This window comes from Micromonospora sp. AMSO1212t, assembly GCF_008868145.1.
GTDB classification, from domain to species: domain Bacteria; phylum Actinomycetota; class Actinomycetes; order Mycobacteriales; family Micromonosporaceae; genus Micromonospora; species Micromonospora tulbaghiae.
Genome location: NZ_WBKS01000096.1, coordinates 1 through 23,674, shown reverse-complemented (window position 1 = coordinate 23,674; position 23,674 = coordinate 1). Strand labels below are relative to the sequence as shown.

The following is a 23,674-nucleotide window of genomic DNA, read 5'->3' as shown; positions in this document are numbered from 1 at the left end:
CGACCCCGCCGCCCACCACGCCGCCGCCGGCCGGAAACGGTGCCTGCACCGCCACCTTCCGCAAGACGAACGAGTGGTCCGGTGGATTCGGCGCCGAGGTCACCGTCCGGGCCGGCAACGCCGCCATCTCCGGATGGACGGTGGGATGGACCTGGCCCAACGGCCAGAGCATCACCAACTCCTGGAACGCGACGGTCACCTCGAGCGGTTCGTCGGTCACCGCGTCGAACGTCGCCTACAACGGATCCCTGAGCGCCAACGCCACCACCAGCTTCGGCTTCAACGCCTCCTGGAACGGCACCAACTCCACACCCAACCTCACCTGCACCGCTCGGTAACAGCATCCGCGGTGGGGTGGCGCGGCACGCGCCACCCCACCGTCGGCAGGGCGCTGCCGACGGTGGGGTGACAGTGCGGCGCGGTAGACGAGGCCCCGGAAGACGTACGGGTCGCGGGTGCCGTTCGCCGTCGGCGGCCCTGGCGGGGTCGGGGTGGGGTCCGAGGTCTCTCCGAGCTGCCGGGGGAACCGCAGGTGTGTAGTCCGCCCCGGCGGGGTACGGGCCGGGCATGGCGTGCAGAATCAGCGAACTCGTGCTCGACGCGCATGACCCGCACCGACTCGCCACCTTCTGGTGCGGTGTGCTGGGCTTCACCGTGTTGACGCACGAAGAGGACAGCGTGGAGATCGGCCCCGGTGAGGGGTTCGGCGGGGCGCAGCCCACGATCGTGTTCAACCGCACCGACAACCCCAAGCGGGAGAAGCTGCGGCTGCACATCGACGTGAGCGCCACAGACCAGGACCAGGCGACCGAGCTCGAACGGCTCCGCGAACTGGGTGCCCGTCCGGTCGACGTGGGGCAGACCGGGGAGGAGACCTGGCACGTGCTCGCCGACCCGGAGGGTAACGAGTTCTGCCTGCTGGACGGCAAGGTGGAGCCGGTGACGTCGTGAGCCGGGCGAAGGGCGGGCGCAGCCGGACGGAAGAGCTGGCGTGCCACCCTCTGACCGAGGAGCGCTGGCCGGACCTGCTGCGCCTGTTCGGCGACCGGGGTGCCGCCAACGGCTGCTGGTGCATGTTCTGGCGGCTGCGTCGCAGCGAGTTCGAGGCGAACCGTAGTCCCGGTAACCGGCGTGCGCTGCGCGAGCTGGTGCGGTCCGGCGTGGTGCCGGGCGTACTCGGCTACCGGGACGACGAGCCGGTGGGGTGGTGCTCGGTGGCGCCGCGCGAGGAGTACGGCTCGCTGGAGCGCTCGCCGAAGTACCGCCGGACCGACGAGACCCCGGTGTGGTCGGTGGTCTGCTTCTTCCTGGCCCGGGAGCACCGGGGCGAAGGACTCGCGGCGGCCCTGCTGGACGGTGCGGTGACGTACGCCGGGCAGCAGGGCGCCACGGTGGTGGAGGGCTACCCGGTGTGCGGCGACGACGGCTCGCACTACATGGGCACCGCCTCGCTGTTCGAGAGGTGCGGCTTCACGCAGGTGCGCCGGGTGGACGAACGCCGCGCCGTCTACCGCCGCGAGGTGGGCTGACGCCCCGTCACGCCAGGCGCAGCCGCTGCTCCCAGAGCTTCTGGTGGTACGGCTGGTGGTAGCGGTGGTATTCGGCCAACTGCGCGTCGTTGTCGACGGTGCGCGCGTACTGCCGTGGCGGGCGGGAGAACCCGCTGCTGGCGGCGGCGGCCTCGTGCCAGCGCTCGGTGCGCTGCCACTGCCGTGGCGTCCCCGGCTGCCAGCGCAGCGCGTCGGCGTCGAAGGGAATGCCGACCCGCGCGCAGTACGCGGCCACGGTGTCGGCCGGCCGGTCGATCAGGTCGTCGGAGTCGATGACGACGGGCGCCTCGCCGGTCGCCTCGGCGACCGCGTCGTAGATCTCGTGCAGCCGCGCGAAGCCGATGTCGTCCCGGGACACCGCCGGGTTCAGGTGGGCGTGGGACTCGATCACCTCCCGCGGGTCCCGGATGATGAACGTGTGGACTCCGTCGCGGAGGAAAGGTTTGTCGTTCAGTAGTTCGGGGTAGTGGAAATCGGTTGTGTCCTTGAAGAAAACCCGCCCCGGCAATTCCTTCAAGGTGGACAGCAATTCCTTCTCGCTCGTCACCTGACGGTCCAGCACGGTTGCCGAACCGAAGTCCATGACGTGTGAGAACGGCTCGTGCAGGACGGTGAAGTCGCCCCTCTCCATCATCATCCGTTCGAACGCGGTGGAACGGCTGCGAGGCGCGCTCCACATGGTGAGCATCATCCGCTCGGACGCGTATCTGCTGGTAGAGCCCATCGGCGCGGTCCTCCCCGGCTCGTGGTGACCGGTCCCCGGCTGGCGGGCGCCGCCGTCGTCCCCGGTCGGATCAGGGTCGAACCTACTTCCCTCACGAGGCGCACGCGCGCTCGGAATCCATATTCCGGGTCCATTTACCAGTTTCGCTTACCGGCGTGTGCGCGAGACGTAGCCAGGCGCTCCAAACTCCCTCTGACAGCGACTTGTATGTCGTTCTGTCGCGGCTGTTCACACGTCGCGGCGGCCGTAGCTTCGGATGTGGGTTCCGGCTCGACAAGCCCTCTCGCGGAAGGAGCAGCGGGTGCCGACATCAGCGACCATCGCCGCCCACGTATTGGATCTGGCGTCACACTTCAACAATGTCGGCGCCTCCCGTGCGGAGGACACGAGCGCCGGCCGGTTCAACGTCTGGGGGAACTCCTTCGCCGCCGAGCATCTGCCGTCGGCGGGCAGCCAGGTGGTCGTGGACGGAGTTCCGTTCCAGCTGCCCCCGCTGGGCACCGGCACGCCGGACAACGTGCGGTGCGACGGGCAGTTCGTACGCGTGGCCCCGGGCCGCTACGACTGGCTGTACCTGCTCGCCTCGGCGGAGCGCCGGGTCGAGGACGAGATGGCGCTGCACTTCGCGCACGGCGCGGTGGACTTCGAGCCGCTGCGGGTCTCGGACTTCTGGGCGGCGCCCGCGACGTTCGGTGAGACCCGCGCCTTCGAGTCGCCGCTCATGCACTACCCGCACCACGTGCAGTTCGGCGTGCCCGCCGCGATGTGGTGCCAGCGGGTGCCGGTGGTGCGTCGCGCCGACCTCACGGCGGTCCGGCTGCCGCACAACATCGCGGTGCACGTCTTCGCGGCCACCCTGGTCGGCCCGGTCGAGGAGGCGAACCGATGACGGCCACCGCGATCACCACCGAGGGCGCGGAGCCGGCCGTGCGCCCCGGCGCGACCGAGTCGGCCGACCGGGCCGGGCGGCGGCCGGTGCAGGCGCTGCGGCGCCCGCTGCTGTGGTACCGCGACCCGCTGAGCTGTCTGCAGACGACGTTCGCCGCGGTGGTCGACGCGGCCGGCGGCGACCCGCTGGAGGTGCTGGGCGCCGGCTGGGAGTTCCGGCACCTCCCCGGTGACGTGCGGACCGAGGAGTTCTACCACCCCAGCCGCCATCCCGAAGACCTCGGCCGCAGCATCGCCCCGCACCACCACGTGCGGTCGCGGTGGACGACGCCGGCCGCCGACCGGGACCCGCTGTCCGAACTGGCGGACGAGATCGCCGCCGGACGGCTACCGATCGCCGCGGTGGACAACTTCCACCTGCCGTTCCGGCCGGCGTACCACGACGTACACGCGGCGCATCTGGTCGTGGTGTACGGCGTGGACCTGGCCCGCGACCTGGTGCTGGTCTCCGACGCGCAACCCCCGGCGTTCACCGGCCCCATCCGCGCCGAGGACTTCCTCGCCGCCTGGGGCTCGGTGAATCCGGCGGACGACCAGGACGCCTTCTTCAGCGCCACCCGCATCGACCGGCGCTACCTGCGGGTCGAGATCGGCGACTCGCGGCCCTTGGACCGTGACGGCCTGCGGGCGGCGCTCCGCGCGAACGTCGACGGGTTCACCGCCGCGCCGGCGTCGGACGGCGGAGCGTGGACCGGTCTGGCCGGGCTGCGCCGTTACCTCGACGAGGTCGTCGCCGCGGCTGCCGCCGGCGACTCCGCGACGGTGCGTGACGTGTACCCGTTCGGCTGGTCGATGCAGGCGCAGGCGTGCCTGCACGGCGAGCTGCTGCGCACGGTCGGCGTCGACCGGGACCTGCCCTGCCTGCGCGAGGCGGGCCGGGCGGTGGAGGCGGTCGGACACACCTGGAGTGGCCTGCGCGTCACCGCGGCCCACGGCTGGCCGGCGCCACAGGCGGCGGCCGAGTCCCTCGAACACCACGGAGCGCGGCTCCAGCAGCGGTACCAGTGCGCTGTGGAGGCGGTCGACCGAGCCGTCGGGCGCCTCTGACCCACCCCCACCACCGAGACGGGAGAGTGATCGTCGTGACCAAGCTGGCCATGCTGGGCGGTACTCCGGCTGTGCCACGGGACATCCGGCAGGTGCCCTGGCCCATCATCACCGAGGAGGACCGCAAGGCGGTCGTGACCGTGCTCGACGGCGGCCAGCTCGTCTCCAACGCCGAGAACGAGACGGCGGTACGGGACCTCGAGCGGCGATTCGCCGAGCGGACCGGGGTCGCCCACTGCGTCGGGGTGTCGAACGGCACCACGGCACTGTCGCTGGCCCTCGCCGCGCTGGGGATCGGCCCCGGCGACGAGGTGATCGTGCCCTCACTGAGCTTCATCGCCTCGGCGCTGGCACCCCTGCACCAGATGGCGGTGCCGGTCTTCGCCGACGTCGACCCGGTCACGTTCAACCTCGACCCGGCGGACGTGGAGCGGCGGATCACCGGCCGTACCCGGGCGATCCTCGTGGTCCACCTGCACGGGCTGCCGGCGGACATGGACGCGCTCGGCGACCTGGCCCGGCGGCACGACCTGGCGATTCTGGAGGACGCGGCTCAGGCCCACGGCGCGCTGTACCGGGGCAAGCCGGTCGGCTCGCTGGGCGACGTGGCCGCCTTCAGCCTCCAGGTCACCAAGAACCTGCCGACCTGCGGCGAGGGCGGCCTGCTGACCACCGACGACCCGGCCCTGGCCGAGAAGGTCCGGATGGGCCGCCAGTTCGGCGAGGTCATCGAGTCCGGCCGGCCGCGCGACTACATCTCCTACTTCCTGGGGTGGAACTCCAAGCTGAACCCGATCCAGGCGGCCTTCGCCGCCAGCCAGTTGGACCGCTTCGACGACTACGCCCGCCACCGCCAGGACAACGTCACCCGGTTCCTGGACCGGTTGCGCGAGCTTCCCGGGATCGCCGTGCCGGGCGCGCCGGAGCATGCCACTCACGCCTGGCACATCCTGCGGTTCCGGTTCGACCCGGCCGCGCTGGGACTGCCCGAGGTGGCGCCGACCGCGCTGCGGGACGCGCTGCGTCGCGTGCTGCGTGCCGAAGGCGTACCGATGTCGCAGTACCAGTTGGTGCCGCTGCCCGAGCAGAAGGTCTTCACCGACCGGATCGGCTTCGGCTCGGGGTACCCCTGGGCCGCCGCGGAGGGCACGGCCGGGCCGGACGAGCGGTTCCCGGTGGCCCGGGCGATCATCGACGACTCGCTCACCCTGCAGAAGCGCCACCTGCACCCGGACTCCGGACCCCTGCTCCAGCGCTACGCCGACGCCTTCGAGAAGGTGTGGCAGCACCGGGACGTGCTGGCCGCGGTCGCCGGGAGGGCGTCATGACGGCCGTGCTGGAGCCCGCCGCCACGCGTGCGCCGCAGAGCCTGGCGGAGCTGACCGGACGCGCCCGGCGCATCCGGCAGCACATAGTGGACGTCTGCACCGGCGGCGAGGGCGGTCACCTCGGCGGCTCGCTGTCGCTGGTCGAGGTGCTGACCGCGCTCTACTTCGACGTGCTGACCGTCGACCCGGAGCGTCCGCAGGCGCCGGAACGGGACATCTTCCTCCTCAGCAAGGGCCACGGCGCCGTCGGCCTGTATGCGACGCTGGCCGAGCGGGGCTTCTTCGACCCCGCCGAGCTGGCCGGTTTCGGCCGGCCGGGCAGCCGGCTCATGGCGCACCCGGTGTGTGCGGTGCCGGGCGTGGAGATGCCCACCGGATCGCTCGGACACGGGCTGGCCCTGGGCGTCGGATTCGCGCTGGCCGCCCGCCTCGACCGCAGTCCTCGGCGGACGTACGTCGCCCTGGGCGACGGCGAGTTGCAGGAGGGCTCGGTGTGGGAGGCGGCCGCCGGGGCGGCGGGTCTGGGCCTGGACCAGCTCACCGCCGTGGTGGACCGCAACGGATTCCAGCTCACCGGCGTGACCGAGCAGATCTGCCCGCTGGAGCCGCTGGCCGATCGGTGGCGGTCGTTCGGCTGGGCGGTGCGCGAGGTCGACGGCAACGACATGGCCCAGGTGCAGTCGGCGCTGCGCGCCGCGCCGTGGACGCCGGGGCGGCCGAGCGTGCTGATCGCGCGGACCGTGAAGGGCGCCGGTGTGCCGTTCGTGGCCGACCGGGTGGCCAGCCACTACGTCCGGTTCACCGAGCGGCAGCACGCACGGGCCAGCGCCGCGCTGCGCCGGCAGGCACGAGGTGACGGCGATGACTGAGGCGACCGTGGTACCGGCCCGGGCGACACGTGAGGCGTACCGGGACCGGCTGGTGGCGCAGCTCGCCGAGCAGGCGAAGCTGATCTGCCTGGACACCGACACCGGATTGTTCGGCGGGGTGGACTTCGGCCCGGCCGCGGACCGGTACGTCAACCTCGGCATCGCCGAGCAGAACCTGATGGGTGTCGCGGCCGGTATGGCCGCCGCCGGCTGGACGCCGTACGTGAACACGTTCGCGGCGTTCGCGGCGGCCCGCGCGATCGAGGCCGTCAAGATCGATATTGCCTACAACGCCCTGCCGGTACGCATCGCGGCCACCCACAGCGGGCTCGCCGCGGGTCATCTCGGCCCGACCCACCAGGCGCTGGAGGACCTCGCGGTCATGCGGGCGCTGCCCAACATGACAGTGGTGGTGCCGGCGGACGCCGCCGCCGTCGAGGCCGTGATGGAGCAGGCCACGCGGCTGCCCGGCCCGCTGTACCTGCGGCTCGGCCGCAAGGCCACGCCCGCCGTCCCCACGGCGGAGCCGCTGGTCATCGGGCAGGTGCAGATGCTGCGGCCCGGCCACGAGGTGGTCCTGGTTGCGTGCGGACCGCATCCGGTGCGCGCGGCGCTGGCCGCCGCCGAGGAACTGGCCGCCGAGGGGATCGAGCCGGTCGTGCTGAACATGCACACGGTCAAGCCCTTGGACGTCGCCGGCCTCTGCGCCGCCACCGCCGACGCGCGGCTGGTGGTCACCGTGGAGGAGCACTGGCGCGGCGGCGGCCTGGGCAGCGCCGTCACCGAGACGCTCGCCGAGCACGGCCCCGTGCCCGTGGTGCGGGTCGGCATGCCGGACACCTTCGCGTCGTACGTGGGCGGACACGAGCCGCTGCTGGACCACTACGGCATCTCCGCCCCGGCGGTGGCCGCCGCTGTGCGCGAGCACCTGCCCCGATTCAGCCCGCCGGCGAACCCCCGCCGGGGAGGGCACCCAGTCGTCGACCCGAACGGTTCGGGTCGTGTCAGAAGAGAGGTCGAGCAATGAGCGCGTGTCCCGAGTGCGCCACCACCGTCCCCACCGGCGCCGGTCTGCGTCCGTCCGAGCTGGTCGAGTGCCCCGCCTGCCGCAGTGAACTGGAGGTGCTGAGCATCAGCCCGGTCACCTTCGCGCTGGCGCCGGAGCCGGAGGAGGACTGGGGCGAGTGAGCGCCGTTACTGACGCCCCGGCCCGGCTGGCCGTGCTGGCCTCCCGGGTACGGGCCGAGGAGAAGGGCATCCTCGATGCCCTGGAGCAGCGCAGGATCCCGGTGGAGCAGGTCGACCCGCGTCGCCTGTCCGCCGGGGTCGGCGCCCCGGTCGGGCCGTGGTCACTCGTCCTCAACCGGGAGATCTCCGCGACCCGGGCCCGGTACGCGGCGGTGAGCCTGGAGGCTGCCGGCACACCGGTGATCAACTCGGCGGCGGCCATCGGCACCTGTGGCGACAAGTGGCTGACCTCGCTGGCGCTGCAGCGCGCCGGCGTGGCGACGCCGCGCACGGTGCTCGCCCTGACCCCGGAGGCGGCCGCCGAGGCGATCGAGCGGCTCGGCTATCCGGTGGTCGTCAAGCCGCTGAGTTCCTCCTGGGGGCGCCGGGTCTCGCTGGTGCGGGATCCGGACGCCGCCCAGGCGGTGCTGGAGCACTGCGCGGCGCTGCCCGCCCCGCAGGCGCATCTGATCTACCTCCAGGAGTTCATCGACAAGCCGGACCGCGACATCCGGGTCGTGGTGGTGGGCGGCGAGCCGGTCGCGGCGGCGTACCGCCGGTCGGCCCACTGGCGCACCAACGTGGCCCAGGGCGCGGGCACACAGCCGTGCCCGCTCGACGACCGCCTGGCCAAGCTCGCGGTGGCCACCGCGGAGGCGGTCGGCGCGGACATCGCCGGAGTCGACGTGGTCGAGGACCGCGACGGCGCCATGTACGCGCTGGAGGTCAACGCCGGCGTCGAGTTCGCCGGGTTGCAGGCCGCCCACCAGGGGCGGGTCGACGTGGCGGGAGTGATCGCGGACCTGGTGGCGCGACGGTTCCGCGACCTGACGAAGGGTGGTGCCGGATGATCCGGGCAGCGGTGGTCGGCGCAGCCGGCTACATCGGCGGGGAGGTGCTGCGGCTGCTGCTGGGCCACCCCCGGGTGGAGGTGGCCGCCGCGGTCTCCTCGCGGTTCCCGGGTAAGCGGGTGGACGGCCCGCACCCGAACCTGCGCGGCGTCACCGACCTGACCTTCTGCACCGAGGAGCAGCTCACCGAGTACGACGTGCTGTTCCTGGCCACCCCGCACCGGACCACGATGCGGATGCTGCCGCGGCTGGCCGCGCTGGCCAAGACGGTGATCGACCTGTCCGGCGACTTCCGGCTGCGTGACGCGGAGGTCTTCCGGCGTTACTACGGTGAGCCCCACGAGGCCCCGGAACTGCTCGACGAGTTCGTGCCGGGTTTCCCGGAACTGGCCCGCGAGCAGCTCACCGGCGCGGACCGGATCGCCGTGCCGGGTTGCATGGCCGCCGCGGCGATCCTGGCGCTGACCCCGTTGACGGACGAAGGGCTCATCGAGCCGGACGTGGACGTGGACGCCCGTACCGGATCCAGCGGGTCGGGCGCCACCGCCGGCGAGGCCAACCTGCACGCCGAGCGCAGCGGCGCGTTGCGGTTGTTCGCCACCTCCGGCCACCGGCACGAGGCGGAGATCGCCCAGGCGTGCGGGGTCCGGCCGACCATGACCGCGACCGGAGTGGAGGCGGTACGCGGCGTACAGGTGGTGTGCCGTACGCGGCTGCGCGAGGGCATCACCGAGCAGGAGGTGCGGGCCGCCTACCGGCGCCGCTACGCCGAGGAGCCGTTCGTGCGGGTGGTCGCCCAGCGGCGGGGCCTGTACCGGCTGCCGGAACCGAAGATCCTGCTCGGCTCGAACTTCTGCGACGTCGGTTTCGCGCTCCAACCCGACTCGCGCCGGCTGCTGGCGGTGTCCGCCCTGGACAACCTGGTCAAGGGCGGCGCCGGCAACGCCGTGCAGTCACTGAACGTACGGATGGGCTGGCCCGAGCGGCTCGGCCTGGAATTTCCCGGTCTGCACCCGGTCTGACGGACCTCACCCACGCGGCCCCGTCAGCGTCTCTGGAGGAAGGCACGATCTGATGAAGCAGAACAGTGGACGCCCACCGGTCACGGTGGTGAAGTGCGGCGGTAACGGCGACGTGGACGCCACCGCGGTGTGCGAGGACGTCGCCGAACTGGTCCGGCAGGGCCGGCGGGTGGTGGTGGTCCACGGCGGGTCGGCCGACATCGAGGACCTGGCGCAGCAGCTCGGCGTGCCGCAGCGCAAGCAGGTCGCCCCGGACGGGGTGAGCGCCCGGCACACCGACGAGCGCACGCTGGACGTGGTCACGCTCGCCCTGGCCGGCCGGGTGAAGCCCCGACTGGTGCGCTGCCTGGTCGAGCAGGGGGTCCGCGCGGTCGGCCTCACCGGGATCGACGCGGGCCTGCTGGTCGCGCGCCGGAAGAAGGCCCAGCGGGCGGTCGTCGACGGCCGGGTCGTCCTGGTCCGCGACAACCACTCCGGCGTGGTGGACACCGTGGACGGTGAGTTCCTGGGCACCCTCCTCGACACCGGTGCGGTACCGGTGATCTCCCCGCCGGCGATCACGCCGGACGGCGAGATCGTGAACATCGACGCCGACCGGGCCGCGGCGGCCGTCGCCGCGGCGCTCGATGCCGAGTCCCTGGTGCTGCTGACCGGTGCCCCAGGTGTTCAGCAGGACCCCGGCGACGAGCACTCGGTGCTGCCGATCTGTCACGTGCCGCCGGCCGGCCGCCCGCCCAGGTGGGCACGGGGCGGGATGGCCCTGAAGCTGGTCGCCGCCCGCGAGGCCCTGCTCGGAGGCGTGCGTCGGGTGCTGGTGGCGGACGGCCGCTGCCGCGGCCCGGTGCGTCGGGCGCTGTCCGGCACCGGCACGCAGGTGGCCCTGGAGCAGCCGGTCCTGGACCAGCCGGCCCGGCAGGAGTCCCTGGCGAGGGTGTCCTGATGAGCGCCCCGTCCGATGTGGACCTGCTGGAGGAGATGGTCCGCATCCCGTCCCCCTCCGGCGCCGAGCACCGGCTGTCGGCGTTCCTGGCCGAGGCGATGACCGGGCTGGGCCTGGACGCGCACGTCGACGAGGTCGGCAACGTGGTCGGCGTGACCGGGACCGGCGACGGGCCCACCGTGGTCCTGCTGAGCCACCTCGACACCGTGCCGGACCCGATGACGCCCCGCCGGGAGAGCGACCGGATCATCGGGCGGGGCGCGGTGGACGCCAAGGGCCCACTGGCGGCCATGGTGATGACCGCCGCGGCGTCCACTGACTTCCCCGGCCGGCTGGTGGTGGCCGGCGTGGTGGAGGAGGAGACCCCCGGCTCGCGTGGGGCGATGCACGTGCGCGCCACCTGGCCCTGCCCGGACGCGGTGGTGGTGGGCGAGCCGAGCGGCTGGCAGAACGTGGTGATCGGCTACAAGGGCAAGCTGGACCTGCGGTACCGGGTGCACCGGGCGGCGACCCACCCGAGCAACCCGGTGGAGAAGGCCACCGAGGCCGCCGCCGCGTTCTGGCACGACGCGGTCGCCGCTGCCGGGCCCGAGGTCAGCCACGCCGCGTTCGACCTGCCCGGCGTCACCCTGGTGGCGATGTCTGGCGACACCACCGACGCGACGCTGGAGCTCAGCTACCGGACCCCGGTGGGGTTCGACGACGCCGCGCTCCTGGAGCGGCTGCGTAGCGTCTCCCGCGGCGGCGGCCTCGAACTGCTCAACTCCGTCTCGGCGGTACGCAGCGACCGGCGTGACCCGGTCGTGCGGGCGCTGACCGCCGCGATCCGCGAGGTCGGCGGCACGCCGCGGCCGAAGCTGAAGACGGCGACGTCGGACATGAACACCCTGGCCGAGGTCTGGTCGGTGCCGATGGCCACCTACGGGCCCGGCGACAGCAGCCTCGACCACGCCGCCGACGAGCACATCCTGATCGACGACTACCGGTGCGGCATCGCGGTGCTCCGCCGCGCCGTGACCGACCTCGGCCGCCGCCCGCCGGCCGCCGCGGTTTCCCCTTCCGCCATCAGCCCTGGAGGCCGATCGTGAGCGATTTGATGAAGCGGCTGGCCCGACTGCCCGCGGACCGCCGCGCGGAACTGCTCGCCCTGCTGCGCGACGACGAGCCGGACGCGACCGCCGGTCCCACGCCACGGCAGCGCGGTGACAGCTCGCCGCTGTCGTACGCCCAGGAGACGCTCTGGTTCCTGGACCGGCTGGCCCCCGGGCAGCCGACGTACAACGTGCCGGTCTGCTTCCGGCTGCGGGGCCGCCTGGACGCGGACGCCCTGCGCACCGGCCTGGCCACCGTGGTGGCCCGGCACGAGTCGTTGCGGGCCCGGATGGCCGACGGGGACGACGGGCCGGTGCAGGTGGTGGCGGCCGAGGTGCCGGTGGAGCTGCCGGTGCAGGACGTCACCGGCGGTGCGGAGGCCGCCGTCGAGGCGGCCCGGGCGCTGGCCCGGGAGGCGTTCGACCTGGGACGGGCGCCGCTGTGGCGGGCTCGGCTGATCCGGGTCGCCGACGACGACCACCTGTTCGTCTTCGTCGTGCACCACGTGGTCTTCGACGGGTGGTCGCTGGGTGTGTTCGTCCGCGAACTGGGCGAGTGCTACCGGGCGGCGGTCGACGGCGACCGGGCCGACCTCGAGGCGGTGCCGTTGCAGTACGCGGACTACGCGTTGTGGCAGCGGGAGTGGCTGCGCGAGGAGAACCTGGAGCGGCTCACCGGGTTCTGGCGGGAGCGCCTCGACGGGGCGCCGGTGCTGGAGTTCCCGACCGACCGCCCACGGCCGGCGGAGGCCACCTACCGCGGCACGTTCATCCGCCGGTTCCTGCCGGTGGGCGGCCCCGGCGCGGTGCAGCAGTTGGCCCGTTCGCTGGGCACCACCCCGTACAGCGTCTACGTGGCGGCGTTCTTCGCCCTGCTGCACCGCTACACCGGCCAGGACGACCTGGTCATCGGCTCGCCGACGGCGAACCGGCAGCACTCGGAGGTGGAGGCGGTCGTCGGGTTCTTCGTCAACATGCTGGTGCTGCGCGCCGACGTCGCGGGCGACCCGACCTTCCGGGAACTGGCCGGCCGGGTCACCCCCACCGTGCAGGAGGCGTTCGCCCACGGCGAGCTGCCGTTCGAGAAGCTGGTCGAGGCGGTGCGCCCGGACCGGGATCCGTCCCGCTCGCCGATCTTCCAGATCGCGTTCACCTTCCAGAACGCCGAGGGTGAGGTCACCCTGCCCGGTCTGGAGACCGAACGGGTCCTGCTCAGCCCGGGCACCTCCCGCTTCGACATGAGCTGGAACCTGTTCGAGCGCGACGGTGGGCTGGACCTCAACGTCGAGTTCAACACCGACCTGTTCGATCCGGAGTCCATCGAGCAGGTGATGGCGCACTACGGGCGGCTGCTGTCCGCGGTGGTCACCGACCCGGACCGCAAGGTCACCGAGATTCCGCTGCTGGACGAGCGGGAGCGGGAACGGCTCCTGCACGAGTTCGACGGTCCGCGCCGCGAGCGGCCGGACACCACAGTGGGGGAGCTGTTCGCCCGGCAGGTGGCCGAGCGTCCCGACGCCGTCGCCGTGGTCGTCGGCGACACCGAACTGAGCTACGCGGAACTGGACCGGCGGGCCGAGGAGATCGCGGGCCGGCTGCGCGCTGCCGGCGCCGCGCCGAACACCCTGGTCGGGATCTGCCTGCCCCGGGGCGCCGACCTCGTCGCCACGGTGCTCGCGGTGCTCCGCTGCGGAGCCGGCTACGTGCCGCTGGACCCCGGACATCCGGCGGCCCGGATCGCGGCGATCCTGACCGACAGCGAGGCCGTCGCGGTGGTCAGCACCACCGGAGCGGGCGGTGCGCTGCCCGCCGACGGCCCGGCCGTCGTGCACCTCGACCGCCCGGCCGGGGACGACCGGGCGGAGGTGGCGGCGGTGGCCCCCGCCCCGCACGACCTCGCCTACGCGCTCTACACCTCCGGCAGCACCGGCACCCCGAAGGGGGTGCTCATCGAGCACCGCGCCGTCACCAACTTCATCGCCTCGGTGCAGGAGCTGTTCGACCTCAACCCGCAGGACCGGGTGCTCGGCTTCGCCGCCGTCACCTTCGACGTGTCGGTGTTCGAGATGTTCGCGGCCCTGCTCACCGGCGCCCGCCTCTACGTGGTGCCGGACGAGGACCGGCTGGAGATCGACAGGTTGCAGGCGCTGCTGGAACGCGCCGAGATCACCGTGATCGACCTGCCGCCGTCGCTGATGGCGCTGCTCGAACCGGAGCGGCTGCCGAAGCTGCGCATCGCCTTCGTCGGCGGCGAGGCGTTCCCGGGCGAGCTGGTCAACCGGTGGAACCAGGGCCGGCGCTTCTTCAACGGCTACGGCCCGACCGAGTGCACGGTCACCATGGTGGTGCAGGAGTGCGCCGGCACCTGGGACACCTCGCCCCCGATCGGGCTGCCGATGGCCAACCACGTGGCGCACGTGCTGGACCCGCACGGCGAGCCGGTACCCGTCGGCGTCCCCGGTGAGCTGGTGATCGGCGGGCTCGGTCTGGCCCGCGGCTACCTCAACCGGCCCGAGCTCAGCGCGGAGAAGTTCCTCGACGACCCGTTCGGGACCGCGCCCGGCGGCCGGCTGTACCGCACCGGCGACCTGGTCCGCCGTCAGCACGACGGGGCGCTGGTGTTCTGCGGCCGGATCGACCAGCAGGTGAAGATCCGCGGGCTGCGGATCGAGCTGGGTGAGATCGAGGCCGTGCTGAGCCAGGTGCCCGGAGTGCGGCAGGCAGTCGTGCAGCCGTGGGCGGACGACCGTGGCGAACGGCATCTGGTCGGCTACCTGACCGGTGAGCCGCCGGCCGACGAGCGACTGCGCGCGGCGCTGGGCGAGCAGTTGCCGCCCTACATGGTGCCGGCCTACTTCGTCCGGATCGCCGACATCCCGCTGACCACCAGCGGCAAGGTCGACCGGCGCGCGCTGCCGGCGCCGGAGACCACCCAGGCGGCCACCGGCGAGGTGCGCTACGCCGACGAGACCGAGGAGACGCTGGCCCGCGAGGTGGTCGGGCCGGTGCTGCGCCTGGAGCAGGTGGGCCCGGAGGAGAACTTCTTCACCCTGGGCGGGCACAGCCTCGGCGCCGCGCAGGTGGTGTCGCGTATCCGCCGGCAGTTCGGGGTCGAGGTCGGGCTGACCGACTTCTTCCGCGCCCCGACCGTACGGGGACTCGCCGCGCTGGTCCGCACCGCCCAGGCCGGTCAGCTCAACGACGACGACCTGCTGCGGATGCTCGAGTCGATGAGCGACGAGGAAGCGGCTGCCATGCTCGCCGCCGAGCAGGGGCAGGCGTCGTGACCTCCGTACCGTCGGCCGGAGCGGTGCGCGAGGCGGGGGCGGACGTCACGCTCTCGCCGGCCAAGCGGGCGCTGCTGGCCCGGCTGCGGCACCGGTCGGTGCCGCAGCCGGATGGTCCGGCGGTGCTGCGGCCCGGCGCCGGCCGCCCCGGCCTGGTGCTCGTGCATCCGGTCGGCGGCGCGGTCCTCTGTTACGCGGCGCTCGTGTCCGCTCTCGGCGGAGACGAGCCGGTGTGGGGCTTCGCGGCGGACCGGCCGGCCGACGACCTGCCCGACGCCGGCCGCCTCGCCGGTCTCGCCGAGCGCTACCTGGCCACGCTGGACCTGGCCGAGCGCCGGTGGGTCTTCGCGGGCTGGTCGTTCGGCGGCGTCGTCGCCTACGAGATGGCCCGCCGGGCCGGCGGGACGGCGGTGCTGCTGGACACGGCGTACCCCGGGTCGGATCCACCGGAGGACGAGGCGGCGATCCGCCGCTTCTTCCTGCACGACCTGTGCCGCACCGCCGGCCTGCCGCCGCCCGAGCCGGCGGCCGGGGCCGGCGGGACCGAACCGGGCGTGGCCGACCTGGCGGCGCGGGCCGGCCTCACCGCCGACCTGACCGCCGCGGAGATCGAGGCCCGCTACCGGGTCTGCCGCAGCAACGCGCTGGCGTTGGCCGCGCACCGGCCCGGCCGGTACGAGGGTCCGGTCTGGTACGTCCGGGCCGGCCGGTCGCCGGACCACGGGCCGGCCTGGCGGCAGGTGGCGCCGGATCTGCGGACCCGCTCGGTGCCGGGCGAGGACCACTACACCCTGTTGGGCGCCGGCCCGGTCGGCGCGGTCGCGGCGGTGGTGCGGGAAGCGTTGCGCCGCGCGGATCGAGGAGAGTGACCGATGGAGACCAGTATCGACGTCGACGAGGGCCACGAGCGGTTCCGCCGGTCCGTGCGGGACCGGCTGGCCGACCCCGAGCTGCGCCGTGAGCTGGCCGCGCTGCGGGCCGGCGGGCAGTCGGAGCCGGACGCCCGGGAGGTCTACCGCCACCTCGGCCGGCTGCGGCTGCTCGCGCCGAACTGGCCCGAGGAGTACGGCGGGGACGGCCTGGGGCACAGCGCAGCGGCGATCGTCTACGAGGAGTTGGTACGCGCCGACGTGCCGGACACGTTGCACGTCAACACCATCCAGATCGTCGCGCTGTTCCTGCTGCTCGCCGGCACCCCGGAACAGAAGGCCGCGCACCTGCCCGCGATGGCCCGGGGGGAACGCTTCGCCAGCGTCCTCTACACCGAGCCGGAGGCCGGCTCCGACCTGGGTGCGCTGCGGACCACCGCCACCCCCGACGGTGACGGCTGGCGGCTCGACGGGGTCAAGGTGTTCAGCCTCAAGAGCGACATCACCGATCTCGGCCTGTGCGCGGCGCGTACCGGGTCGGGGGCGGGCCGGTACGACGGCATCACCCTGTTCCTGGTGGACCTGCACGCCGACGGGGTGGCGCGCAGCCGGATCCCGAGCATCGCCGACGAGCAGTTCCACCGGGTCGAGCTGACCGGGGTGCGGGTCGGGCCGGAGGCGGTGCTCGGCGAGGTCGGGCAGGGCTGGCCGCTGCTGTCGCAGGCGCTGGCGATCGAGCGGACCGGCCTGGACTACACGCTCAAGGCAGAGCGATGGTACGAGGCCGCGGTGACGGGACTCGGCCACGACGACGACCCCGCCGAGGCGGCGCTGCTCGTCGACGCCGGCCGGTTCGACGCCCGGCTCGCGGCCAGCCGGACGCTGGCCTGGTCCGTGCTGGCGAGGTTGGAGGCCACCGACACGGCCGACGAGGCCGCCACCGCTGTGGCGAAGCTGTACAGCAGCGAGCTGGCCCAGGAGGTGGCCGGCTGGGCGGTCGGCGTGCACGGGCTCGGCTACCACCCGGCGGTGCTGGGGCGGCGGCGGGCGGACGTGCTGGAGGCGGCGTACCGGGAGGCGCCGGGCCTGACCTTCTCCGCCGGCGCCTCGGAGGTGATGCTCCAGATCATCGCGAACCTCGCGCTGGACGACCCGGACCCGGCCGCCGGTGGCTCCTCCGACCCGATGCGGGACCGGCTGCGGCAGGTGATGCGCGGCCGGCTCGCCCGGGTGCCGGTGCACGCGGCGGGCGCGGACCCGCAGGCCGCGTGGGACGCCGTACGGCGGGGCGGGGCGTGCACGCTGGACGTGCCGGTCGCCGCCGGCGGTATGGAGCTGGGACTCGGCGCGGCGGTGGTGGTCGCCGAGGAACTCGGACGGGCGGCAGCCGTCACCCCGTACCCGGCGGTGGCGGCGGCGATCGACGCGGCGCTCGCCGGCGGTGCGTCCGAGAACCTGCTCGCGGAACTGGTCGCCGGCGCGGTGCCGGCGGACATGGGGGGTTTCGACCGGGTGTCGGTGACGGCGGCCCCGGACGGCGACGGGGCGTGGAAGGCGTCGGGCGCGATGCCCGTCGACGGCACGGACGTGGCAGTGCTGCTGCCGGTCGCCGTCGAGGGCGGCACGGCGCTGGCGCTGCTGCCGGCCGGCAGCACCGTGCCGTCGGCCGAGATCCCGGGCGTCACGGACGCGGCCGGGGCGCGCATCCCGGGTGAGCGGGTGCTCTGCCGGGACGTGGCCCTCGACGACTGTCCGGAGGGCGTCGTCGGGCGGGCCCGCATCCGCCAGGCCGCCCTGCTGCTCGGGCTGGCGCAGGGAGCGTTGGGCGAGGCGGTGCGGCACACCGGCGCCCGGGAACAGTTCGGGCGACGGCTGCGCGACTTCCAGAGCGTGGAGTTCGCGCTGGCCACCGCGTACGCGGAGGTGGCCGCGCTGCGGCTGCTCGTGGAACGGGCGGCGGAGCTGGCCGACGCGGGCCGTCCGTTCGGCGTGGCCGGCACCCGGGCGCTGGCCCTGGCCGCGGAGACGACGTTGGAGGTGACCCGGCTGGCCATGCACGTGTGCGGCGCCCGTGGTCTCACGCCGCAGCTCCGGGTCGCGCCCTACTACCTGCTGGGCCGGTCCGAGGCGGTACGCCTGGGCCGTCCGGCGGCGCTCTGGCACGAGCTCGGCGCCCGGGCGGTGGCGCGTTCCCGGCGAGATGACAGTGGCGGCGCCGCCGCCGACGCAGCGCCCGGCGCGGGCGCGGATTGACGAGGTGAACCGATGTCCGTGTACCGACTTTCCCATCTGGAGGCGCTGGAGGCCGAGGCGCTGCACGTGCTGCGTGAGGTGGCGGCGGAGGCCGACCGGCCCGCGCTGATGTTCTCCGGCGGCAAGGACTCGATCGTCATGCTGCATCTGGCCCGGCTCGCGTTCTGGCCCGCGCCGGTGCCGTTCCCGGTGCTGCACGTGGACACCGGGCACAACTTCCCGGAGGTGCTGGCCTTCCGCGACCGCCTGGTCGAGGAGTGGCGGCTGCGTCTGGTCGTGTCCTCGGTGCCGGAGATGATCGCCGACGGGCGGATCGTCGAGCCGCCCGGGGAGACGTCCCGCAACCGCCTGCAGACCCCGGCGCTGCTGGAGGCCGTCACCCGGCACCGTTTCGACGCGCTGTTCGGCGGTGCCCGTCGCGACGAGGAGAAGGCCCGGGCCAAGGAGCGGGTGCTGTCCTTCCGGGACGAGTTCGGCCAGTGGGATCCGAAGAACCAGCGGCCGGAACTGTGGAACCTCTACAACGGACTGCTGCGGCCGGGGGAGCACCTGCGGGTGTTCCCGCTGTCCAACTGGACCGAGCTGGACGTGTGGCAGTACATCGCCGAGCGCCGGATCGACGTCCCCTCGATCTACTTCGCGCACAAGCGGGAGGTGTTCCGCCGGGACGGGATGATCTTCTCGGTCGGCCCGTACCTGCCGATGCGGGACGGGGAGAGCAGCGCGGAGGAGCAGGTCCGGTTCCGCACGGTGGGCGACATGAGCTGCACCGGCGCGGTGAGTTCGACGGCCACCACCGTCGAGGAGGTGCTGCGGGAGGTGGCCGCGAGCCGGCTCACCGAACGCGGGGCCACCCGGGCCGACGACCGGGTCAACGAGAGCGCCATGGAGGACCGTAAGAGGGAAGGGTATTTCTGATGGACCTGCTCCGGATCGCCACCGCCGGCTCGGTCGACGACGGCAAGAGCACACTGATCGGACGGTTGCTCTACGACACCAGCGCCGTGCCCGAGGACCAGCTCGACGCCGTCGAGCAGACCAGCGAGCGGATGGGCGCCGACGAGGTGAACCTCGCGCTGCTCACCGACGGCCTGCGCGCCGAACGCGAGCAGGGCATCACCATCGACGTCGCCTACCGCTACTTCGCCACCGCCCGCCGCAAGTTCATCATCGCCGACACGCCGGGGCACGTGCAGTACACCCGGAACATGGTCACCGGCGCCTCCACCGCCAACCTGGCCGTGGTGCTCGTCGACGCGCGGGTCGGGCTGACCGAGCAGAGCCGCCGGCACGCGTTCCTGTGCTCGCTGCTCGGCGTGCCGCACCTGGTGCTGGCGGTCAACAAGATGGACCTGGTGGACTACGACGAGGCCGTGTACCGGCGGATCCGGGACGAGTTCACCGAGTTCGCCACCCGGCTGCGCATCCCGGACGTGACAGCCATCCCGATGTCCGCGCTGCGCGGCGACAACGTCGTGCACCGGTCCGCGCGGATGCCGTGGTACGAGGGCCCGCCGCTGCTGCACCACCTGGAGGAGGTGCACGTCGCGTCCGACCAGAACCTGGTCGACCTGCGGCTCCCGGTGCAGTACGTGATCCGCCCGCGCACCGACGAGCACCACGACTACCGCGGCTACGCGGGGCAGGTGGCCGCGGGTGTGGTCCGGGTCGGCGACGAGGTGGTCGCGCTGCCCAGCGGGATGACCAGCCGGGTCACCGCGATCGACGGTCCGCTCGGGCCGGTGGAGGAGGCGTTCGCGCCGATGTCGGTGACCGTACGACTGGCCGACGACATCGACGTGTCCCGAGGCGACCTGCTCGCCCGCCCCAACAACCAGCCGCGCGCCACCCAGGACCTGGGCGCCGTGGTGTGCTGGATGGACACCGCGCGGCTCACCGCCGGTTCCCGGCTGCTGGTCAAGCACACCACCCGGGTGGTTCCGTCGATCGTCACCTCGCTGCGGTACGGCATCGACGTGAACACGCTGCACCGGCACGACACCGACGAGCTGGGGTTCAACGGCATCGGCCGGATCGGCCTGCGGACCACCCAGCCGCTGATGTGCGACGACTACCGGCTCAACCGCTCCACCGGCTCGTTCATCCTCATCGACCCGGTTTCCAAGCGGACGGTGGGCGCGGGCATGGTCCGCGCCTCCGGCTGATCCGCCCGGCCCGACGACGGCCGGTGTCCCCGGACACCGGCCGGCGTCGTGTGTGCGCCGCCGTGCCGGTGTTCCCGGTGCGACGCCGGCCCCCGCACGGTGTTCCGTGCGGGGGCCGGTGGGGTGGTGCTCAGGCGGCGTCGGCCAGCTCCAGCACCTCACGGACGACCGCGGCACGACGGCGCAGCCGGTCGGCGGCCGGGCCGGCCAGCAACGCCTCGGCGAACAGCCGCACGGTCGGCCGGCTGAAGAACAGCGCAGTGTCCACGTCGATCCGGAGCAGGTCCCGGAGCACACCCATCGCCCGGGTCACGGTGAGCGAGTGCGCGCCCAGGTCGAAGACGTCGGCGTCGGCGTCGACCCGGTCGACGCCGAGCAGGTCGGCCCAGACCATGGCGAGCACGGCCGTCACGTCGTCGGCCGGTGCCGGTGCGGCCGTACCGGCATCGACCGGTGTGTCCGTCGCCGTCGCGCGCAACCGGGCCCGGTCGACCTTGCCGTTGGGCAGCAGCGGCAGCTCCGCGACGGGCACCAGCCGGGCCGGCACCCACGCCTCGGGGAGCTGCGTACGCAGCCGGTCGACCAGCGCCGCCGGGTCCGGCTGCCCGTCGTGCACCACGTACCCGACCAGCACCGACTCGCCGTGACGCTCCTCGGCGAGCACGCACGCCTGGCGTACGCCGGGCTGATCGAGCAGGGTCCGCTCCACCTCGCGCGGCTCCACCCGGAAGCCGCGGATCTTGACCTGGTCGTCGGCGCGGCCGACGAAGACCAGGTCACCGGCGGGGGTCAGGACACAGACGTCGCCGGTGTCGTAGACCCGCCCTCCGGTGAGATCCGGCCGGCCGGGCGGATGGGCCACCGACTGGAAGCGCTGCCCGGTCTGCTCGTCGTCGCCGAGATAGCCGCGGGCCACCCCGGCGCCCCCGATGAACAACCGGCCGGGAACGCCGACCGGAGTGGGGCCGCCGTCCGGGTCGCGCAGCTCGGCCCACACGTGTGACAGCGGCGCACCGAGGGAGACGTCCCGTCCCGGCCGGGCGGGTGCGGCACCGGCGAACGCGCCGACCGTCGTCTCCGTCGGCCCGTAGTGGTTGTAGACCCGCAGCTCGGGACGGAGGGCGCGGAGCCGCTCCAGCAGCGCGGGGTCGAGCCGTTCCCCGCCGAGCACCAGCGTGCGGGCCGGGAGGCAGCCGGGCCCCTGCGGGTCGGCGAGCAGCGCCGCCAGGTGGGACGGGGCCATCTTGACCAGGTCGACTCCGGCCGCGCGCAGGTGGGCGGCGAACCGGCCCGCGTCGAGACGGGCGTCCGCCGGGACGGCCGCGACAGTGCCGCCGTGGGCCAGGGTGGGGAACGTGGCGGTGTAGCCGAGGTCGGCGCCGATGCCGGCCGGGCTGGCGGTGGTGACGCCGGGGCCGAGGGAGAGCAGCGCGGCGACGGAACGGGCGTACGCCGACAGTTGCCCGTGCTCCACCGCCACGGCCTTGGGCGTCCCGGTGGAGCCGGAGGTGAACAGCACGTACGCCAGGTCGCCGGGGCCCCCGGCGGGAACCGGCGACGGACCGGGTGGCGCCGGGGCGTCCAGCGGCAGGACCGGCACGTCGGTCAGCGCCGACCGGTCCGTTCCCGGCCCGGTCAGCACGACGCTCGCGCCGGCCCGGCGCACGAGCGTGCGGATCCGCTCCGGCGGCAGGGCCGGGTCGAGGGGCAGGAAGGCCGCGCCGGCGGTCATCGCTGCCAGCGCACCGGTCAGGAACGACGTCAGGTCGTCCGCGAGCACGCCCACGATCGGCTGCGTCGCCGCGGCCGGGAGGTCGCTGCGCAGCGCCGCCGCGTACCGGAGCATGTCGGCGCGGAGCGCGCCGTAGGTGCGGACGGCCGGGCCGTCGACGATCGCGCGGGCGTCCGGGTTCTCCGCGCCGTGCCGCAGCACCGCCAGGTGGCAGGGCTCGGCCGGCGGGTCGTCCAGCCGGTCGCCGGTGAGCCGGCGGCGGATCCACGCCAGCTCCTCGTCGCCGACGACGTGCGTGACCGGTCGCCCGGCGGCGACGGCTTCGGGGATTCGCGTCAGCACGGTGTGCAGTCGCTGTGCGAACAACTCCGCGGCCCGGCGGTCCAGGTCCTCGGCGTGGACGTGCACGGCGATGGCGGGACGCCCGGCGATCCGCAGCGCGGCGGCCGTGCCGGCGCGGACGGGGCCGTCCCCGGCCGGTGCGGGGGACCAGCACACCAGGGGGTCCGGCGCCGGGGCGCCGTCCGGGGTGTCGACGGCCGCGGCGCGGATCCGGTCGAGCAGGTCCGGCACGGTCGGCGGCTCCGCGAGGTCGACCGGGACGGTTCGCCGGCCGACCGGCCCGGTCAGGACCAGCTCGCCCGGGTGCCGCAGGGCGAACTGGACGATCGCGGTCGCGGCGGCGAGTACCTCGTCCTCGCCGGCGGCGGCGGCCGCGGCCGCGTCGCGCAGCGCCCGGACCGTGGCCGGCGGCAGCGGCCGGGCGAAGTCCCCGGTGGCCGGGCCTGCCGCGCGGACGGGGGCGGCCGGGGTGGGCCGTGCATCGGTAGTGCGCACCGTGACGCTCCTTGGTCGACAGCCCGGTGCCGGCATCGCCGGCACCGGGCGGGGACGGACGGGGTCTCTTCTCAGCACCCGTGATCGAGATCGGCAATTACCGATGCAATGTCGGTCAGGTGCGGTTCCCGCAGCATGCTGTAGTGCGTACCCGGCATCCGCCGGTGCTCGACCCGGGCGAGGTTCGCCGCGATCCACCGACGCGCGTGGTGGTCGCCCGATCCCTCCGCGGTCAGCAGCGACACCACCCCGTCGTACGGCGCCGGGCGGTAGCGGCGGAACGCCAACGCGTTGGCCCGGAACACCGCGCTGCGCCGGGCCATCTCGTCGACCGCCTCGACCGGCACGAGCCCTCGCTCGCGGAGCGCGGCCAGGACGGCCGCGGTCCGCTCCTCGGGCGGCAGCTCGGCGAGCCGGCCGCGGCCCAGCGCCGGCACGTCGGCGTCCTGGAGTGCCGCGACGTCCTCGGCGAAGTCGATCAACAGGTCGGTGTCGTCCGGCAGCGGGCCGTCCCCGGCCGGGGACGAGGTGTCCATCAGCAGCAGCAGCTCCACCCGCTCGCCGTCCCGGGTCAGCCGGCGGGCCATCTCGTAGGCGACCATCCCGCCGAACGACCAGCCACCGAGCCGGTACGGCCCGTGCGGCTGGCGGCGGCGCAGCTCCGCGACGTACCGGGCCGCCATCTCCGGCAGGTCCGTGCACGGCTCGCCGTCGTGCAGCCCCGCGGCCTCGAAACCCCACACAGGCAGGTCGGTGGGAAGCAGCGCGACCAATGGCAGGTACGGCACGACCGAGCCGCCGACCGGGTGCACCAGGTGCAGTGGTGTCCGGCTCCCCTCGGCACGCAGCGGCACCAGCGACGAGGCCGTCGCCCGTTCCGCGCCGCCGGCGCGGACGGTGTCGATGGTGGTGGCCATGGTGGTGAGGGTGGGGT

Annotated in this window: 21 protein-coding genes; 18 read left to right on the top strand and 3 right to left on the bottom strand. The window is 73.8% G+C overall.

Going from position 1 to position 23,674, the window contains the following annotated elements:
• From F8279_RS21500 to F8279_RS30905, 3 genes are all read left to right on the top strand, one after another.
• Nucleotides 1-338 (top strand): cellulose binding domain-containing protein (locus F8279_RS21500; protein WP_192580740.1); only part of this gene is annotated, 338 nt, incomplete at its 5' end.
• 229 nt (nucleotides 339-567) lie between these two features.
• The gene (locus F8279_RS21495; RefSeq protein WP_151500868.1) at nucleotides 568-951 is read left to right on the top strand and encodes a VOC family protein; all 384 of its coding nucleotides are present in this window, start codon (nucleotides 568-570) and stop codon (nucleotides 949-951) included.
• The gene (locus F8279_RS30905) at nucleotides 948-1,529 is read left to right on the top strand and encodes a GNAT family N-acetyltransferase (protein ID WP_151500867.1); all 582 of its coding nucleotides are present in this window, start codon (nucleotides 948-950) and stop codon (nucleotides 1,527-1,529) included. The genes F8279_RS21495 and F8279_RS30905 overlap by 4 nt, the downstream gene beginning before the upstream one ends.
• A gap of 7 nt (nucleotides 1,530-1,536) precedes the next feature.
• On the opposite strand, the gene F8279_RS21485 is transcribed toward F8279_RS30905, so the two are convergent.
• Nucleotides 1,537-2,274, bottom strand: a complete 738-nt coding sequence (locus F8279_RS21485) for a sulfotransferase family protein (protein ID WP_091427623.1) — start codon at nucleotides 2,272-2,274, stop codon at nucleotides 1,537-1,539.
• 301 nt (nucleotides 2,275-2,575) lie between these two features.
• Between F8279_RS21485 and F8279_RS21480 the strand changes: the two genes are divergently transcribed.
• Genes F8279_RS21480 through F8279_RS21410 form a run of 15 tightly spaced genes read left to right on the top strand, consistent with a single transcriptional unit; the run spans nucleotide 2,576 to nucleotide 20,171 of the window.
• Nucleotides 2,576-3,163 (top strand): hypothetical protein, encoded by a 588-nt coding sequence (locus tag F8279_RS21480; RefSeq protein ID WP_091427625.1) that lies wholly within the window; start codon nucleotides 2,576-2,578, stop codon nucleotides 3,161-3,163.
• Nucleotides 3,160-4,269, top strand: coding sequence for a BtrH N-terminal domain-containing protein (locus tag F8279_RS21475; protein WP_091427627.1), 1,110 nt, complete (start codon nucleotides 3,160-3,162; stop codon nucleotides 4,267-4,269). The genes F8279_RS21480 and F8279_RS21475 overlap by 4 nt, the downstream gene beginning before the upstream one ends.
• A gap of 35 nt (nucleotides 4,270-4,304) precedes the next feature.
• The gene (locus tag F8279_RS21470; RefSeq protein ID WP_208577584.1) at nucleotides 4,305-5,597 is read left to right on the top strand and encodes a DegT/DnrJ/EryC1/StrS aminotransferase family protein; all 1,293 of its coding nucleotides are present in this window, start codon (nucleotides 4,305-4,307) and stop codon (nucleotides 5,595-5,597) included.
• Complete coding sequence (locus F8279_RS21465; RefSeq protein WP_091427629.1) at nucleotides 5,594-6,466, top strand: transketolase; 873 nt, start codon at nucleotides 5,594-5,596, stop codon at nucleotides 6,464-6,466. Before F8279_RS21470 ends, F8279_RS21465 begins: the two co-directional genes overlap by 4 nt.
• Nucleotides 6,459-7,493, top strand: coding sequence for a transketolase family protein (locus tag F8279_RS21460; RefSeq protein WP_091427631.1), 1,035 nt, complete (start codon nucleotides 6,459-6,461; stop codon nucleotides 7,491-7,493). The genes F8279_RS21465 and F8279_RS21460 overlap by 8 nt, the downstream gene beginning before the upstream one ends.
• The gene (locus tag F8279_RS21455; RefSeq protein WP_091427634.1) at nucleotides 7,490-7,654 is read left to right on the top strand and encodes a lysine biosynthesis protein LysW; all 165 of its coding nucleotides are present in this window, start codon (nucleotides 7,490-7,492) and stop codon (nucleotides 7,652-7,654) included. The genes F8279_RS21460 and F8279_RS21455 overlap by 4 nt, the downstream gene beginning before the upstream one ends.
• Nucleotides 7,651-8,544, top strand: a complete 894-nt coding sequence (locus F8279_RS21450; RefSeq protein WP_091427637.1) for a RimK family alpha-L-glutamate ligase — start codon at nucleotides 7,651-7,653, stop codon at nucleotides 8,542-8,544. The genes F8279_RS21455 and F8279_RS21450 overlap by 4 nt, the downstream gene beginning before the upstream one ends.
• Nucleotides 8,541-9,566 carry an N-acetyl-gamma-glutamyl-phosphate reductase gene (gene argC, locus F8279_RS21445; RefSeq protein ID WP_151500866.1) on the top strand — a complete coding sequence of 342 codons (1,026 nt, stop codon included), beginning with the start codon at nucleotides 8,541-8,543 and terminating at the stop codon, nucleotides 9,564-9,566. Before F8279_RS21450 ends, argC begins: the two co-directional genes overlap by 4 nt.
• Nucleotides 9,567-9,618: 52 nt before the next feature.
• Entirely contained in the window at nucleotides 9,619-10,506 is an 888-nt protein-coding gene (locus tag F8279_RS21440; protein WP_151500865.1) for a [LysW]-aminoadipate kinase, read from the top strand.
• Nucleotides 10,506-11,594 carry a M20/M25/M40 family metallo-hydrolase gene (locus tag F8279_RS21435; protein WP_151500864.1) on the top strand — a complete coding sequence of 363 codons (1,089 nt, stop codon included), beginning with the start codon at nucleotides 10,506-10,508 and terminating at the stop codon, nucleotides 11,592-11,594. Before F8279_RS21440 ends, F8279_RS21435 begins: the two co-directional genes overlap by 1 nt.
• On the top strand, nucleotides 11,591-14,884 hold the full coding sequence (locus tag F8279_RS21430; protein ID WP_151500863.1) for a non-ribosomal peptide synthetase: 3,294 nt from the start codon (nucleotides 11,591-11,593) through the stop codon (nucleotides 14,882-14,884). Before F8279_RS21435 ends, F8279_RS21430 begins: the two co-directional genes overlap by 4 nt.
• Entirely contained in the window at nucleotides 14,881-15,753 is an 873-nt protein-coding gene (locus F8279_RS21425; protein ID WP_151500862.1) for a thioesterase domain-containing protein, read from the top strand. Before F8279_RS21430 ends, F8279_RS21425 begins: the two co-directional genes overlap by 4 nt.
• A 3-nt stretch (nucleotides 15,754-15,756) precedes the next feature.
• Nucleotides 15,757-18,006 carry an acyl-CoA dehydrogenase family protein gene (locus F8279_RS21420; protein WP_151500861.1) on the top strand — a complete coding sequence of 750 codons (2,250 nt, stop codon included), beginning with the start codon at nucleotides 15,757-15,759 and terminating at the stop codon, nucleotides 18,004-18,006.
• 12 nt (nucleotides 18,007-18,018) lie between these two features.
• Nucleotides 18,019-18,924 carry a sulfate adenylyltransferase subunit CysD gene (gene cysD, locus F8279_RS21415; protein ID WP_151500860.1) on the top strand — a complete coding sequence of 302 codons (906 nt, stop codon included), beginning with the start codon at nucleotides 18,019-18,021 and terminating at the stop codon, nucleotides 18,922-18,924.
• Nucleotides 18,924-20,171 carry a sulfate adenylyltransferase subunit 1 gene (locus F8279_RS21410; RefSeq protein ID WP_091427656.1) on the top strand — a complete coding sequence of 416 codons (1,248 nt, stop codon included), beginning with the start codon at nucleotides 18,924-18,926 and terminating at the stop codon, nucleotides 20,169-20,171. The genes cysD and F8279_RS21410 overlap by 1 nt, the downstream gene beginning before the upstream one ends.
• A gap of 130 nt (nucleotides 20,172-20,301) precedes the next feature.
• On the opposite strand, the gene F8279_RS21405 is transcribed toward F8279_RS21410, so the two are convergent.
• On the bottom strand, nucleotides 20,302-22,740 hold the full coding sequence (locus F8279_RS21405) for a non-ribosomal peptide synthetase (protein WP_192580739.1): 2,439 nt from the start codon (nucleotides 22,738-22,740) through the stop codon (nucleotides 20,302-20,304).
• A gap of 71 nt (nucleotides 22,741-22,811) precedes the next feature.
• Nucleotides 22,812-23,674, bottom strand: an 863-nt coding sequence (locus F8279_RS21400; protein WP_225853358.1) for an alpha/beta fold hydrolase, incomplete at its 5' end; no start/stop codon positions are given.